Source organism: Microbacterium sp. SL62, assembly GCF_026672635.1.
GTDB classification, from domain to species: domain Bacteria; phylum Actinomycetota; class Actinomycetes; order Actinomycetales; family Microbacteriaceae; genus Microbacterium; species Microbacterium testaceum_A.
On sequence record NZ_JAPPRM010000001.1, the window covers coordinates 171,700 to 185,224 of the forward strand.

Sequence of the window (13,525 nt, forward strand, 5' to 3'; positions counted from 1 at the left end):
TCAGCCGATCGCCCGGCGGCGACGCTTCAGAGCCGCCCCGATCAGCACCGCGAGCAGTCCGAGGGCGAGGGCCGCACCCGAGACCACCCCACCGGTCACCGCCAGCGGCGACGGGGCCGAACCGGCCGATCCGCTCGGAGCCGCAGGAACGACGGGGGCGGCGCCACCCGCGGCGGCCCGGACCTCGATACCCACTGCTGCCTCGACCCCGCCGATACGCGCGATCACCCGGTGCGCGCCCGCGGGGGTGTCCGCGGGGAGGATGACGTTCACGAGGAACGCCCCACCGGCATCGGTGCGGACCGCGCCCAGCTGCACCGGAGTGGAGCGCAGTTCGAGCTCCCCGTCGGCGTTCGTGGGCCAGCCCGTTCCCGACACCGTCACGACGCCCCCGGCGACGAGGTCGCCCGAGACCGACAGGGTCGGGTCTCCCGCGGTCGCGCCGACCGCGGTCGATCCCGTCCCGCTGATGTTGCCGGCCACATCGACCGCCCGGTACGACACGGTGGTCGCGCCCGCACCGACGCTCACAACGGCCTGCCCTCCGGACGCGGTCGTCCAGGTCGCCGTGTCGCCGACGCGGTACTCCAGACGCGCCACTCCCGACCCGCTGTCGCTCGCGGCGAGCGTGACCGTGCGGGCTGCGGCATCCACCGTCGTGGTCGTCGTCGGGGCCGTGCGGTCGACCTTCACCGTCGCCGTGACGAAGGGCGAGACGTTCCCCGCGGCGTCGGTGGCCTTGAAGGTCAGGTTCGACGTCCCCTCCGCCGGGGTCACCGCGCCGGTGTACGTCGCCCAGGTGCTCCCCCCGTCAGCACTGACCTCGAGGCGCGGTGCCTGATCGACGTCGTCGGTCGCCGTGGCCGTGATCGTCGGCGGCGACACGTACCACCCCTCGGCTCCATCGGGCGAGACCGGATCGGTCTTCACGGCCACCGTGGGCGCCGTCTTGTCGGCCGGACGCGTGTGCATCCGCACGAACGTCACCGAGTACGGCTCGAACGAGTGGGTGAAGGTGCTCGAGACCGGCATCTGCGAGGTCTTCGGCGCGACGGGCGTCGACGTCGCCGTGTTCAGCGCCGTCGGGGCCGCCTGCAGGGTCGTCACGTCCGCGGTCGGGAGCACGGTGAGCCCACCGAGATCCACCGTGGTCACCGCGGCCTTGGCCTGGGCGTTGACGACCTTGAGGATCACGTCTCCGTTCGTGTCGTCCGTCGTCATGACCTGCGCGAACGGTTCGACCGCCGTGTTGGTGAACTGCCCCTGCTGCACGCCGTCGGCGAAGAGGGTCACCCGGGCGCCGCGCACCTGGATGCGCAGGTCGTAGGTCCGACCGGTCTCGACGCGGGGGGTGCCCGTGTCGGCGACGATCGACTTCGCCCCACCCACGGCCTTCTCCACGACGCTGCGGGTGTTGCCCCACCCGCCGAGGTTCCACCACAGGTAGTCGGCCGACCCCTTCACGCCGAAGCCGACGAGGAAGCCCTCGGCGCCGGCGAGCTTCGTGGCCTTGAGCGAGACGTCGTAGTCGGTGGCGGTCAGTGCGGGGCCGGCGACGAGCGTGTTGTTCGCCGTCGTCGAGGACTGCACGTAGCTGCCGTCGGCGGCCGACCACGATCCGGCTCCCGCGAGCTTCGACCACCCGTCGTCGTTCTTGTCGGCGAAGTCGTCGGAGAAGAGCGTCTTCCCGTCGGGCGTCGTCACCTTCACGTCGTCGTACCGGGCCGAGGTGCTCCACGTCGACAGGCCGACGGCGCCGGCGAGATCGGTGGATGCCAGATCCCCGCCCGCCGTGGTCGGAACGACCCGGTCACCGACGTTGCTCATGAAGAGCTTCTGCACCTCGTAGTTCGCCGAGCCCCACACCTGGTCGCGATCGAACCAGATCAGGTCGGGCCGCCACTGCGTGCTGCTCGTGTCGGCGAGCAGCGGCGCGTACGAGGCCATCTTGACCACGTCGGCGTTGCGCTCCAGGCCGGTCATGTACGCCGCCTCCGACAGCGCGTTGGCGAAGCGGTTGTCGAGGGAGGCGTACTCACCGATCCAGACCTTCGGACCCTGACGGTCGTAGGAGTCGTACCGGTGATTGTTCGAGAGGAACCACGACGGGTCGTTGTAGTAGTGCTCGTCGACCATGTCGACCTTCTGAGCGCGGTTCTGAGCCCAGTGCTGATCGAACACCGCCCCGGTGTCGTCCGGGCCCGAGTTGCTGATCAGGATCATGTCCGGGTACTTGGCGGCGATGGCATCCCGGAAGGTCACGAAGTTCGCCATGAAGGCCTCGGGGTAGTTCTCTTCGTTGCCGATCTCGATGCGATCGAGGGCGAAGGGAGCGGGGTGCCCCATGTCGGCACGCAGCTTTCCCCAGGTCGTGGTCACGTCGCCCTTGGCGAACTCGATGAGGTCGAGCGTGTCCTGGATGTGCCGCTGCAGCTGCGCCGGATCGGTCGCCTGCAGCGCCTGTCCGCACCCGTTCAGGAGCGCGGGGACGTCGGGGACGGGTGTGGCGCCGATGTCCTCGGCGAACTGGAAGTACTCGTAGTACCCCAGGCCCAGCGACTGGTTGTACCCCCAGAAGTTGGCGTTGGTGGCACGGGTCTCGACCGGGCCGACGCTGTCCTTCCACTGGTACGAGCGCGCACGCTCGTAGTTGGAGCCGGCCGAGTAGTCGGCGTGGCTGTTGACGTTGACGATGCATCCGCCCGGGAAGCGGACGAACTTCGGGTGCAGGTCGGCGATCTTCTGAGCGACGTCCTTGCGCAGACCGTTGGTCCGGCCCATGAAGGTGTCGCGCGGGAAGACCGAGACCTCGTCGAGGCGCAGCGTCCCGGTGCCGGCGGCCTGGACGAGCACGCGGGCGGCGTCGGTCGTGGCCGTCGCCGTCACGGAGCCGCGGTACTTCACCCAGCCGTCACCGCCCACGGTCGCCGTGAACGGGTTCGACCGCGCGGTGCCGTCGGCCGAACGCAGCACGAGCGAGACGGGGGTTCCGCCGGTCGCCGTGGTCCGCGCCCAGAACGACACGTCGTAGGTCTCGTCTTTCGTGAGGGCCACACCCGTGTCGAAGCCGGCGTTCTCGACGCCGTAGGTCCCGGCCCCGTTGCGAAGGTCGAGCTGCAGGTACGTGCGGTTGCGCTCGTTCATGCGCTTGTCGTCGTTGACCGGTTGCGCCGAGCCCGCGCCGCCGCCGAGGGCCACCGGCGTCCACGCGGTCATCCCCGTGAAGCCCCGGTTGTCGACGGGCAGGAACTCGAACGAGCGGTTGCGCACGAGCTCGGCGTACAGACCGCCGTCGGCGGCGTTGTTGATGTCCTCGAAGAACACCCCGTACATCGCGTCGTCGATCGCGGCACCGTCCTTCGACGGGTCGGCAGTGATCGAGTAGTCCGCGGTCTCATCGGTCGGATACGCCGCGAGCAGTCTCTGCTGCTCGGCCGCGCTGATCGGCAGGACGGTTCCGTGGCGCGGGCGCGCCGGGAGGGTGGCATCCAGAACCGAGGTCCAGTTCCCCGACGCGATGTCGCGGGTCTCGAACATCATGTAGCCCTGACCGCCGTGGTAGCTCGGCTGGTCGATGAGCATGTACCAGTGACCGGCCTCGGCGTTGTCGGCGAACACCGTGGGACCCTCGCCATTGGTGAACGTGCCGCCCCAGGGGTTGGGCTGTCCGACGCCGATCTGCTCCTTCACGAGCTGCCAACCGGGGGTCGACGTCGTGGTCGGAAGCGATCCGGTGACCGTGGCGGTGAGCGTGCTCGAGCGCTCCTGGCGCACGGTCATCGACGCCTCGTCCTTGATGAAGCGGTAGTAGGTGTCGCCGTCGCGCACGACGGTGGCGTCGATGGTGCCCTTGCCCGCGCCGCGCTTGACGTCGACCCAGGGCTGCGGCTCGCTGAAGGTCACGAAGTCGCGAGTGGTGACCATCATCATGCGGTTGTAGGTGTCGGCCGCCTTGCGACCCGTGGTGGACGCGCTCGGGTAGAGGTTCGAGGCCCAGTAGACGACGTACTCCCCGCGGTCGGCGTCCCACGTGGCCTCCGGTGCCCAGGTGTTGCCCGCGAACTCGCTCGAGACGGTGATCTGGCGCAGGGGGCTCCACGTCGTGAGGTCGTCGGACTGCCAGACGTTGAGCTTGCGGCTGCCGACCTCTTGCGCGCGGCCGAAGTCGCCGTTGTAGAGGTCGAACATGTTCAGGTCGGTGGAGAGCATGTAGAAGCGGTCCCCGTCGGGCGAGCGCATGACGAACGGGTCGCGGATGCCCTTCTCCCCCTGGTCCGAGGTGAGGACGGGCTTGCCGTCGTTGAGGGTGAGCCAGTTCTTCGGGTCGTCCCCGCGGCTCGTGGCGAACGAGATCTCCTCGTCGGTGGTGGTGCTCTCCCCCGTGAAGAAGGGGAAGAAGTAGCCCTCGAGCTTCTGCGCCGCCGGCTTCGGCTGCACGATGAGCTCGATCTCGCGAGTGGTCTGGCTGGAACCCTTCGCGATCGTGGCGGTCAGTTTCACGGTCACGGCGGCGGATCCCGTGGCAGGCCGGGTGACCTCGCCCGTGGCGGTCACGACCTGCGCGTTCGACGACGACCAGGTCACCGTCGTCCCGTTCGTCCCGGTCGCGGGCAGCGTCACGTTGCCGCGCACGTCATCGGCATCCGGGATCGAGAGGGCCTGCGCGGCGGTGTCCACGTCCTGCTGGTTCGTGGGGGTGCCCTGTGCGACGAGCGCCGTGACGTCGTCGTCGCTGAGCGCGCGGTCGAAGATCGCGACGTCGCGGACTCCGCCCTTCCACACGCGGTCGGGGTACGAGGAGCGCCCGATGTAGGCGACCAGGCCCGAGCCGAACTCGGCGACCGAGCGCGAGGTGGCGACCGTGCCGATCTTGGTGCCGCCGAGGTAGGCGGTGATCGAGGTGGGGGTGATCACGGTGGTGTACAGCGCCCACTCGGAGGTGGCGGAGGGACCCGGGATGCCGCGGGCTCCGTCCGTCGGCGCGATCCCCCGCTCGAGGGTCCAGGGCTGCGCGATCCGTGGTCCGTCCGTCAGCACCGACTTGACCTGACCGGCCGGGTTGGCGGGATTGAGCAGCCAGTACTGCTGGGGGAGGTTCTCTGTGGTGCCGAAGAACATCGCCGCCTGGTTGCCCGCTCCGGTGCGGTCCTGCAGCCAGGCCGAGACGGTGACGGTGCTCTTGCCGTCGAAGAGCCCCGTGGGCAGTTCGACGTAGGCGGCCGAGGAGCCCGAGGCTCCGCCCGGCAGCGAGAGGGCGTCTCCGTCGACGCTCGAGCCGGTGCCGCGGATGACCGCGTCGTGTCCGTGCCCCGAGGAGTCGGGGACCGTGGTTCCGGTCGTCGCGGCGAAGTCGTACGACGCCAGCGGCGTGGGCAGCGGCGCCGCCGAGGCGGCGGCGGCGGGGACCAGGCCGCTCAGGACGACGGCGGCAGCCGCGACGAGCGAGCCCGCGCGTCGCACGATGCCCCTCCGGCTCCGGTCCTCGGAAACAGGTCGTGACAGCACCATGCTCGTCCTCCTCGACGATGGGTGTCCGGCGGGGGCCGGCGCGACGCGAGCATCTCAATGTGAGCGCTCACTATCCGCAATATTGGAGGCGGCTGGGAATACTGTCAAGAATAATTTGCAACGTTGGACCGACGAAGCGGCAAGAATGTGAAGCCTCACATTTGTTGCCTACGACGCGGAATCCACGGGTGCTGAGCGGGGGCCGCCGCCCCCGGTGACGCCACCCGTTGCTACTGTCGGTTCGCCCCGGACACCAGGAGGAACCATGGCCGTCACCTTCACCGACATGCCGATCGAGCTTCTGCGGACCTATCGCCCCGCCCTCGAGGCACCGGCCGATCTCGAGGCGTTCTGGGAGACCACGATCGCCGAGGCGCGCGCTGCGGCTCGGCCCGCCACCCTGACCCCGATCGACGCCCCCGTGCGCGCCCTGAGCGTCTCGGACCTCACCTTCACCGGCTTCGACGGCGACGAGATCCGCGGCTGGGTCGTGCGCCCGCACGGCGACGCGCTCCTGCCCGCCGTCATCGAGTACATCGGTTACGGCGGCGGCCGCGGCCTGCCGGGAGAGCGTCTGAACTGGGCGACCGCCGGCTACGTGCACGTCATCATGGACACCCGCGGCCAGGGGTCGACGTGGAGCGTCGGCGACACCCCCGACCCCCACGGCTCCGCGGCCGCTTTCCCCGGCGTCATGACGCGCGGCATCCGGGATCCGCACGACTACTACTACCGCCGCCTGTTCACCGACGCCGTGCGCCTGGTGGACGTGGTGCGCGAGCTCCCCGGGGTCGATCCTTCGCGGGTCGCCGTCACCGGCGGCAGCCAGGGCGGCGGGCTCTCGATCGCCGCGGCGGCCCTCGCGGGCGACGCGGTCGCGGCGGTCCTGCCGGACGTGCCCTTCCTGTGCGACTTCCCCAACGCGATCACGCGCACGCCCTCAGCACCGTTCACCGAGATCACGCGCTATCTCGCGGTGCATCGTGACGACACGGCGAGCGTGCTGCGCACCCTGTCGTACGTCGACGGCGCGATCCTCGCCCGACGCATCACCCAGCCCGCGTTCTTCTCGGTGGCGTTCATGGACGACGTCGTGCTGCCGTCGGGCGTCTTCGCCGCGTTCCACGCCCTCGCGTCGGACGATGCGGCCATCGAGGAGTACCCCTACAACGGCCACGAGGGCGGCGGGCACCGCCACTGGATGAAGCAGGTGGCCTGGCTCGACGCCCGCTTCGGCAGGTGATGGCGAGCCCGCGTCACTCCCAGACGCTGGGCGCCGGGCGCTTCGTCGACGGGAGGGCCGAGCCCGCCGCCCAGTCGTGCACCCACGGCTCGATGTCGGGCAGGCCCTCGGGACGCCCGACCGCGGCGAACAGCTCGTCGTGCGGGACCGTGCCGCCCGTGCGACGGAGGATACGCGCGCGGATCATCGCGCGTGCGTAGATCTCGCCGTTCACCAGCGCGCGGTGCTCGAGGTACACCGCCCGGTCGTCGTGGCCGATCAGTCGCGTCTCGAGCTCGAAGCGCTGCCCCAGCTCGAGGGAGCGGCGGAACGTGATTGTCTCGGCGGCGACCACCGCGTACCAGCCCTGCTTCGTCATCGCCGCGAGGAGCCCCGTGCGGGTCAGCAGGTCCCAGCGCCCGAGGTCGAAGAGCGACAGGTAGCGGCCGTTGTTCATGTGCCGCAACAGGTCGATGTCGGTGGGCAGCACCCGGATGGACATGCGCGCGACGGTGTTGGGGTCGAGGGGGCCTTCACGACGAAGGCGACGGCGGGCACGAGCGAGCACCAGCAGGGTGCGCCAGAGGACGTTCACGAGGGGCGAGCGTAGCGATTCGACCACGGAACGGCGATGTCGTTGTGCGTCATCGACAACTCCGGCGCGGCGGCGCATAGCGCATCCGATGGCCGATCCGCCCCGATTTCACCCGCGCCGACGCCCCGCGTAGAGTCGCGCCATGACTGCGGAAGCCCGAACCGACATCGTCGTCCGTCCGGTAAGAGATGTGGATGCCGAGGCCCTCGGTCGCGTGCACGCCACCTGCTGGCACGAGACCTACGATCACCTGATCAGCAAAGCCGCCCTCGAGGCCGTCTCGCCTCGTCGCATGGCCGAGCTCTGGACCCACTGGGCCGCCCAGGGCGAGGATTACCGCATGCACGCGGCCCTCGTCGACGGTGAGATCGTCGGCTTCGTCGGCTCGGGTCCGGCCCGCGACGACGACGCTCCCCGCGAGCGCGAGCTGTACTTCATCTACCTGCTCGACGCGTACCACGGCACCGGCATCGGCCAGCAGCTGTTCGATGCCGCGATCGACGGCGGCGAGGGCGCGTACCTGTGGGTCGCCGACGACAACCCGCGCGCGCACCGGTTCTACCAGCGCAACGGTTTCGCCCTCGACGGTGCCTCGCACACCGAGCCCTTCCTCGGTGAGGAGCTCACCGAGGTGCGCTTCGTCCGCTGACGTGCTGCAGATCTGGGCCCTCGACGGCATCCGCGAGATCACTCCGGGCGATGACCTCGTCCAGGTGATCGTGGATGCCGTCTCTGCGCGCGCGGACGACGACGGCGCCCTGCGCGACGGCGACATCGTCGTGGTCACCAGCAAGGTCGTCTCGAAGGCCGAGGGACGCATCATCCGCGCCGACGACCGCGAAGACGCCATCACGCGCGAGACCGTGCGTCTCGTGGCATCCCGCACCTCCCCCACCGGGCACGTCACGCGGATCGTCGAGAACCCGCTCGGCATCGTCTCGGCCGCCGCCGGGGTCGACGCGAGCAACACCCCCGAGGGCACCGTGCTGCTGCTGCCGGTCGACCCCGACGCCTCGGCCCGCGCCCTCGCCACGGGGCTACGCGCCGCGACCGGAGCGCACGTGGGCGTGATCGTCACCGACACCCTCGGGCGCGCGTGGCGCGAAGGCCAGACCGATCACGCGATCGGAGCCGGCGGCATCCACGTGTTCGAAGACCTCCGCGGGACGACGGATGCCGAGGGCCGCCCCCTCGTGGTGACCCTGCCCTGCGTCGCCGACGAGATCGCCGCCGCCACCGACCTCGTCAAGGGCAAGGCCGCGCGCCGACCGGTCGCGATCGTGCGCGGACGCGCCGACCTCGTGGGCGACCTCGACCTGCCCGGCGCCCGCTCGATCGTGCGCGACCCCGCGCGCGACATGTTCCGCCAGGGCGCCGACGAGGCGTACGCCGAGGGCTTCGCCGCGGGGCGGGCCGCCGCGGGCTGAGCGCGCGGGTCGGGCTGCCGGGCAGGGGTCGTGGCGCGGTCGCGTCGGCGAGATCACCACGGTTCGGGTGCACCGCACCGACCGGTCGAGCGGCGCCTCCGGCCCCGGCGAGGCGGAGCGCTCCGTCAGCGCACCCCGCGCGCCGCGAGGGCTTCACCGAGCTGATCGGCGTGCCGCAGCGCGAGCACGAGAAACGGCAGGACCGCGACACGGAGCGACGGTCGCACACCCCGCGCCCGCTGCGCCTCGCGCACCTCTGCGGCCAGTCGCGCCAGCACGGGGATCGTCGTCGTCGTCACCGCGAGCATCAAAGCCGTGCGCTCGACATCCACTCCGATCCTCCCCAGCGGAGCGAGTCCGCGCTCGAGGGCGTCGAGCATCGCCTCCGCCCCCGTCGTCAGCGGGAGCAACGCCGCGACGAGCAGAGCCGCCGCCACACGCGCCGTGTTCGCGACAGCAGGCTCGACACCGAGGAAGATCAGCTGCCCCGCGGCCGTGACCACGACGACCCCGCGCAGGGCCCACGCCTGCCGCCAGAACGCCCGCACCCCGACGCCCGAGGCCACGACGCACGTCAGCGCGACCGCCACCGCGACCCCCGCGGCCCACAGGGTGGTCGGCAGCATCGCGATGGCGAGAGCGATCGCGGCCACCGCGAGCATCTTCGGACCCGCGGGCAGGCGATGCACGATTCCCGTCGCGGGTCGGGAGCCGCTCACCATGCCAGCGACTCCTCGTACCGGTCGACGACCCCGGATGCCGCGCCCGCGGCGACCAGGCGGCCGTCGGCGAACAGCACGGCCGCGTCGCACCGTCGGGCGAGGGCGAGATCGTGCGTGACCACGAGGGCGCGGTGCGAACCGTCACCGAGCAAATGGTCGGCGATCCGGCGGGCGTTGCGGGCGTCGAGGAAGGCGGTGGGCTCGTCGGCGACAACCAGCTCGGGATTCCGCACGAAGGCGCCGCAGAGGGCGAGAAGCTGCTTCTGCCCGCCCGACAGGTCGGATGCCGGACGGTCGGCGAATTGGGTCAGACCGAAGCGCTCGAGAGCGGCGCTCACGCGCGCTGCACGCTCGCCCCGCGGGAGGCGCTCGGGGCGGAGCGAGAAGGCGATGTCGTCGGCGACGACGGGCATGACGATCTGGGCATCGGGATTGCTCAGCACGAGGGCCACGCGGCGACGGTGGGCCGCGGCATCCCGATCAGGGTCCTGACCGAGCACCTCGAGCGAGCCCTGGGCACGCGGCACGAGGCCCGCGACGACCCGGGCGAAGGTCGACTTGCCCGAGCCGTTGTCGCCCACCACGGCGATGGTGCGCGCACCGAGATCGAGGGTGACGTCGTCCAGGACGCCCCGGCCGTCGAGACGAACGGTCAGGCGCGAGCAGCGAAGGGTCATCGCACGACCTCGAAGATCGCCGCGACACCGAGTCCCCCGCCGACCGACGCCGCGGCCAGGCCGATCGTCCCGTCCGCGGCCCCCGCACGCACCAGTCGGGAGAACAGCCGCACGACCGCGACGGCTCCGCTCGCGCCCCAGGGATGCCCGAGAGCGAGCGCCCCGCCGTCAGCGCAGACGCGCGGGTCGTCGTCAGGGAGCCCGACGCGCGACAGCACGGCGATGCTCTGCGCGGCGAACGCCTCGACCAGTTCGATCGCGGCGAGGTCCCTGGCGCCGAGGCCCGTCCGCGCGAGCACGGCGGCGATCGCGGGAGCCGCCCCGAGCCCCGGCAGAGCCGGATCGCTCCCCGTGATCACGGCAGCGCGAAGGGCGAGGCCGGCACCCGCTGGGGCGACCATCACAGCCGCCGCCCCATCTCCGATCCGGGTCGAGGATCCGGCCGTCACGGTGCCTCCGACCACGAGAGGGACGAGTCTGCGCAGCACCCGCGGGGGCACCCCCGCCCCCTCGTCACGGGTCACGCCGCCGACCGGGACCATCTCGGCGCGGAACCTCCCCTCCGCGTCGGCGGCGCCCGCGCGCGCGTGGCTGCGAGCCGCGAGGGCGTCCTGACGCTCGCGGGTGAGCCCGTCGTGGCGCGCCAGGTCGTCGGCGGCCTGCACCATGTCGGGGTCGGCGAAGCCCGCCGGAGCGAAGGGAGCGCGCGCGTACGGCACCCCCGCGAGCGCGCGCAGGGGCGCGGTCGACGCGCTCTCCACCCCACCCGCGACGCGCGCGATCCCGTCCACGCGCACGGCGTTCGCGGCATCCGCGATGGCCGCCAGCCCGCTGCCGCACTGCCGGTCGACGGTGCCGCCGGGCACGTGCGGACCCAACCCGGCCGCGAGAGCGGCGAGACGTCCGACGTTTCCGCCCGGTCCGGTGCAGTTGCCCATCACCACGTCGGCGATCGGAGGGTGTCGAGCATCGCGTGCGACCGCCGACACCACCGCGGCGCTCAGCGCGGTGACGTCCAGGTGGCGGAGCCCGCGTCCCCGCAGGGCGAGAGGCGTGCGGCGTGCCGCGACGATCACCGGGTCAGTCACGGACCCGTCCCGTCCCGGCCGCGAGCCGCTCCACGTCGGCGCGCGCGGGCTTGCCCGAGAGCGTGCGGGGGATCGTGCCGAAGAACCACCGCCGCGGCCGGTGGGCGGGGAGGAGCCGGGCGGCCGCCTCCCGCCGCAGATCGTCGGGGCCGGCCCCCTCCACCTCGACGAACGCGGCGATGAGCGCACCGACGCCGGGGCGCGGCATGCCGAACACGACGGCATCCCGCACTCCGGGGATGCCGCGCAGCGCCGCCTCGACCTCGTCGGGAACGACCGTGGCCGACGCGGTGAGGATCGCCCCGTCGCGCCGCCCCCGCAGGTGCAGGCCGCCGTCCCTCACCTCGGCGCGGTCGCCCACGGTGGCCCACCCGCCCGCGCGCTCGAGGGGTCCGCCCGCGCCCAGATACCCGAGGGCCACGAAAGGCGAACGCACCCACACCTCGCCGCCTCGCACATCGAGCTCGACGCCGGGAAAGGCACGGAGCCCCTCGCCCGAGTCGATCGCGACGAAGGACAGCTCCGCGGCACCGTAGTACGACACGACCTCCACACCCGCGACCGCGGCTCGCGCGCGCAGAGCCGGGTCGAGGTGCGACCCGCCGACCAGCGCGCGGCGCGGAGCCCCACCGGCATCCAGGAGCGCGCGCAGGCCCTGGGGGGTCGCGTGAACGCACGTCGCGTCGACGTCGGCCCCCAGAACGGGGCGGGGACCGCCGGCGAGCGCGTGCGCGAGGGAGAAGAGCGTCAGGGATGCCGCCGGCGGAGCGGGCAGCGCGATCGCCTCGTCCGACCCCGCGTCGAGAAGCGCCGCAACGGTCGCGAACGACGAGCTCCACGATGCGGCCGTGCGCAGCACCACGCGCGGGGCGCCGCGGCTTCCCGAGGTGAGCGTCGCCCAGGCCGCGTCGGCGGGCACCTCGCTCTCTCGGATCAGCGCCTCGACGTCGTGGCGCTGCGCGGCACTCCATCGGGGATCGGCGACCAGCACGGCACGCCCGGCCGCACGGACCTCGGCGATGCGATCGAGAAGCCCGGGTGCGTCACCGTCGACGACGGTGATCACGCGGAGACGGCCTCCGGTGCGTGCGCGCCGAGCCTCCACGTGCGGCGGAAGCCCCGCGGGTAGGCCCGGACCAGCGCGGCGACGATCGCGGTCGCCACCGCCGCCTTCAGCAGGTCGCCGGGCAGGAACACGAGGCTCGTCAGGGCGGTCTCGCCGAGGGGAAGCCGCGTCACGAGGCTCTGCACCGGGATTCCGACCGCGTAGATCGCCACGACGCCACCCGCGACCATCGCGAGAGCCGTCCGCCACAGCACGGGCCGCCGACCGCCCGCGTGCACCAGCATGCCGATGACCGCCGCCCCGAGGATCCATCCCATTGCGTAGCCCGCGCTCGGTCCGAGGAACACCGCGATGCCGCCACGACCGCCGGCGAGCAGCGGGAGTCCGACCGCGACCAGCGCGAGCAGCACGGTGACCGAGAGCGCGCCGAGCCACGGCCCGAGCACGGCCCCTGCGAGCATCACGCCCAGCGTCTGCGCCGTGATCGGCACGCCCCCGAAGACCGGGAAGCTACCGGGTAGCCCCAGCACGGCGATGAGCGCGGCGAAGACGGCGACGCGGGCGAGGTCGGTGGCGTCGAGGGTGCGAGTCATGAGGGGCCTTCCTGAACGGTGTTCACTGAACGGCGTTCACTATACTCATTCGCATGGCACCCCGAGGGCATACGGCTGACGACGTCGCGCGCACCGCGCTGCAGATCCTCGACGACCACGGCCTGCCCGACCTCACGATGAGACGTCTCGCGACCGCCCTCGACGTGCAGGCGAGCGCCCTCTACTGGCACTTCCCGAACAAGCAGTCCCTGCTCGCGGAACTGTCCGACCGGATCGTCGGGCGCATGGCATCCGGCCCCTCCGTCGACCTCGCGGCAGAGGCCCGCGCCCTGCGCGAGGCCCTCTTGGCCTACCGCGACGGCGCCGAAGTGGTCTCGAGCACGTTGGCCATGGGTCTGGGGTCATCGCTGCCGCACGACCGACTCGCGGCGACCGTGACCGCCGAGGGCTTCGACGACGAGACCGCCCGACGGGTCGCCACCACGGTGCTGCACTACGTACTCGGCTTCGTGTGGCACGAGCAGCAGCGCCTGCAGTACGACAGCGCGGGGGCTCGAGAGGACGCGGCGGGCGGACTCGCCGACGACGACTTCGCCTCGGGGCTGGACCTCATCGCCGCGGGGTTACGGGCGCGCGGACGCGTCTGACGCGCCGGCCCGGCGGTCT

Annotated in this window: 11 protein-coding genes; 4 read left to right on the plus strand and 7 right to left on the minus strand. The window is 72.0% G+C overall.

From position 1 onward, the window contains the following. Positions 1-5,508 (minus strand): alpha-L-arabinofuranosidase C-terminal domain-containing protein, encoded by a 5,508-nt coding sequence (locus OVA26_RS00690; protein ID WP_268102504.1) that lies wholly within the window; start codon positions 5,506-5,508, stop codon positions 1-3. Positions 5,509-5,773: 265 nt separating this feature from the next. Between OVA26_RS00690 and OVA26_RS00695 the strand changes: the two genes are divergently transcribed. Then, the gene (locus OVA26_RS00695) at positions 5,774-6,751 is read left to right on the plus strand and encodes an acetylxylan esterase (RefSeq protein WP_268102505.1); all 978 of its coding nucleotides are present in this window, start codon (positions 5,774-5,776) and stop codon (positions 6,749-6,751) included. A 13-nt stretch (positions 6,752-6,764) separates the two neighbouring features. Here OVA26_RS00695 and OVA26_RS00700 read toward each other — a convergent pair whose 3' ends face one another. Further along, positions 6,765-7,325: an acyl-CoA thioesterase gene (locus tag OVA26_RS00700; protein ID WP_268102506.1), complete on the minus strand. Its 561-nt coding sequence runs from the start codon at positions 7,323-7,325 to the stop codon at positions 6,765-6,767. 142 nt (positions 7,326-7,467) lie between these two features. Between OVA26_RS00700 and OVA26_RS00705 the strand changes: the two genes are divergently transcribed. Both OVA26_RS00705 and cofE read left to right on the plus strand, forming a co-directional pair. Further along, a complete protein-coding gene (locus tag OVA26_RS00705; protein ID WP_074694718.1) occupies positions 7,468-7,974 on the plus strand; it encodes a GNAT family N-acetyltransferase in 507 nt (168 codons plus the stop codon). A gap of 1 nt (position 7,975) precedes the next feature. After that, positions 7,976-8,752 carry a coenzyme F420-0:L-glutamate ligase gene (gene cofE, locus OVA26_RS00710; protein ID WP_268102507.1) on the plus strand — a complete coding sequence of 259 codons (777 nt, stop codon included), beginning with the start codon at positions 7,976-7,978 and terminating at the stop codon, positions 8,750-8,752. Between the two features lie 125 nt (positions 8,753-8,877). Here the strand turns inward: cofE and OVA26_RS00715 are convergent, their stop codons facing one another. Genes OVA26_RS00715 through OVA26_RS00735 form a run of 5 tightly spaced genes read right to left on the minus strand, consistent with a single transcriptional unit; the run spans position 8,878 to position 12,898 of the window. After that, entirely contained in the window at positions 8,878-9,474 is a 597-nt protein-coding gene (locus OVA26_RS00715; protein ID WP_268102508.1) for an energy-coupling factor transporter transmembrane component T, read from the minus strand. Continuing rightward, positions 9,468-10,151 carry an energy-coupling factor ABC transporter ATP-binding protein gene (locus OVA26_RS00720; RefSeq protein WP_268102509.1) on the minus strand — a complete coding sequence of 228 codons (684 nt, stop codon included), beginning with the start codon at positions 10,149-10,151 and terminating at the stop codon, positions 9,468-9,470. Before OVA26_RS00720 ends, OVA26_RS00715 begins: the two co-directional genes overlap by 7 nt. After that, positions 10,148-11,239: a thiolase family protein gene (locus OVA26_RS00725; protein WP_268102510.1), complete on the minus strand. Its 1,092-nt coding sequence runs from the start codon at positions 11,237-11,239 to the stop codon at positions 10,148-10,150. The genes OVA26_RS00720 and OVA26_RS00725 overlap by 4 nt, the downstream gene beginning before the upstream one ends. Continuing rightward, on the minus strand, positions 11,232-12,305 hold the full coding sequence (locus OVA26_RS00730) for an AMP-binding protein (RefSeq protein WP_268102511.1): 1,074 nt from the start codon (positions 12,303-12,305) through the stop codon (positions 11,232-11,234). The genes OVA26_RS00725 and OVA26_RS00730 overlap by 8 nt, the downstream gene beginning before the upstream one ends. Next, a complete protein-coding gene (locus OVA26_RS00735) occupies positions 12,302-12,898 on the minus strand; it encodes a biotin transporter BioY (RefSeq protein WP_268102512.1) in 597 nt (198 codons plus the stop codon). The genes OVA26_RS00730 and OVA26_RS00735 overlap by 4 nt, the downstream gene beginning before the upstream one ends. Positions 12,899-12,951: 53 nt before the next feature. Between OVA26_RS00735 and OVA26_RS00740 the strand changes: the two genes are divergently transcribed. After that, positions 12,952-13,506 carry a TetR/AcrR family transcriptional regulator C-terminal domain-containing protein gene (locus OVA26_RS00740; RefSeq protein ID WP_268102513.1) on the plus strand — a complete coding sequence of 185 codons (555 nt, stop codon included), beginning with the start codon at positions 12,952-12,954 and terminating at the stop codon, positions 13,504-13,506. The last annotated feature ends 19 nt before the right edge of the window (positions 13,507-13,525 follow it).

Excerpts from the sequence above, each read along its gene's own strand:
- OVA26_RS00690 (WP_268102504.1), bottom strand. The coding sequence starts at position 5,508 with ATGGTGCTGTCACGACCTGTTTCCGAGGACCGGAGCCGGAGGGGCATC.
- OVA26_RS00695 (WP_268102505.1), top strand. The coding sequence starts at position 5,774 with ATGGCCGTCACCTTCACCGACATGCCGATCGAGCTTCTGCGGACCTAT.
- OVA26_RS00705 (WP_074694718.1), top strand. The coding sequence starts at position 7,468 with ATGACTGCGGAAGCCCGAACCGACATCGTCGTCCGTCCGGTAAGAGAT.
- OVA26_RS00715 (WP_268102508.1), bottom strand. The coding sequence starts at position 9,474 with ATGGTGAGCGGCTCCCGACCCGCGACGGGAATCGTGCATCGCCTGCCC.
- OVA26_RS00720 (WP_268102509.1), bottom strand. The coding sequence starts at position 10,151 with ATGACCCTTCGCTGCTCGCGCCTGACCGTTCGTCTCGACGGCCGGGGC.
- OVA26_RS00735 (WP_268102512.1), bottom strand. The coding sequence starts at position 12,898 with ATGACTCGCACCCTCGACGCCACCGACCTCGCCCGCGTCGCCGTCTTC.
- OVA26_RS00740 (WP_268102513.1), top strand. The coding sequence starts at position 12,952 with ATGGCACCCCGAGGGCATACGGCTGACGACGTCGCGCGCACCGCGCTG.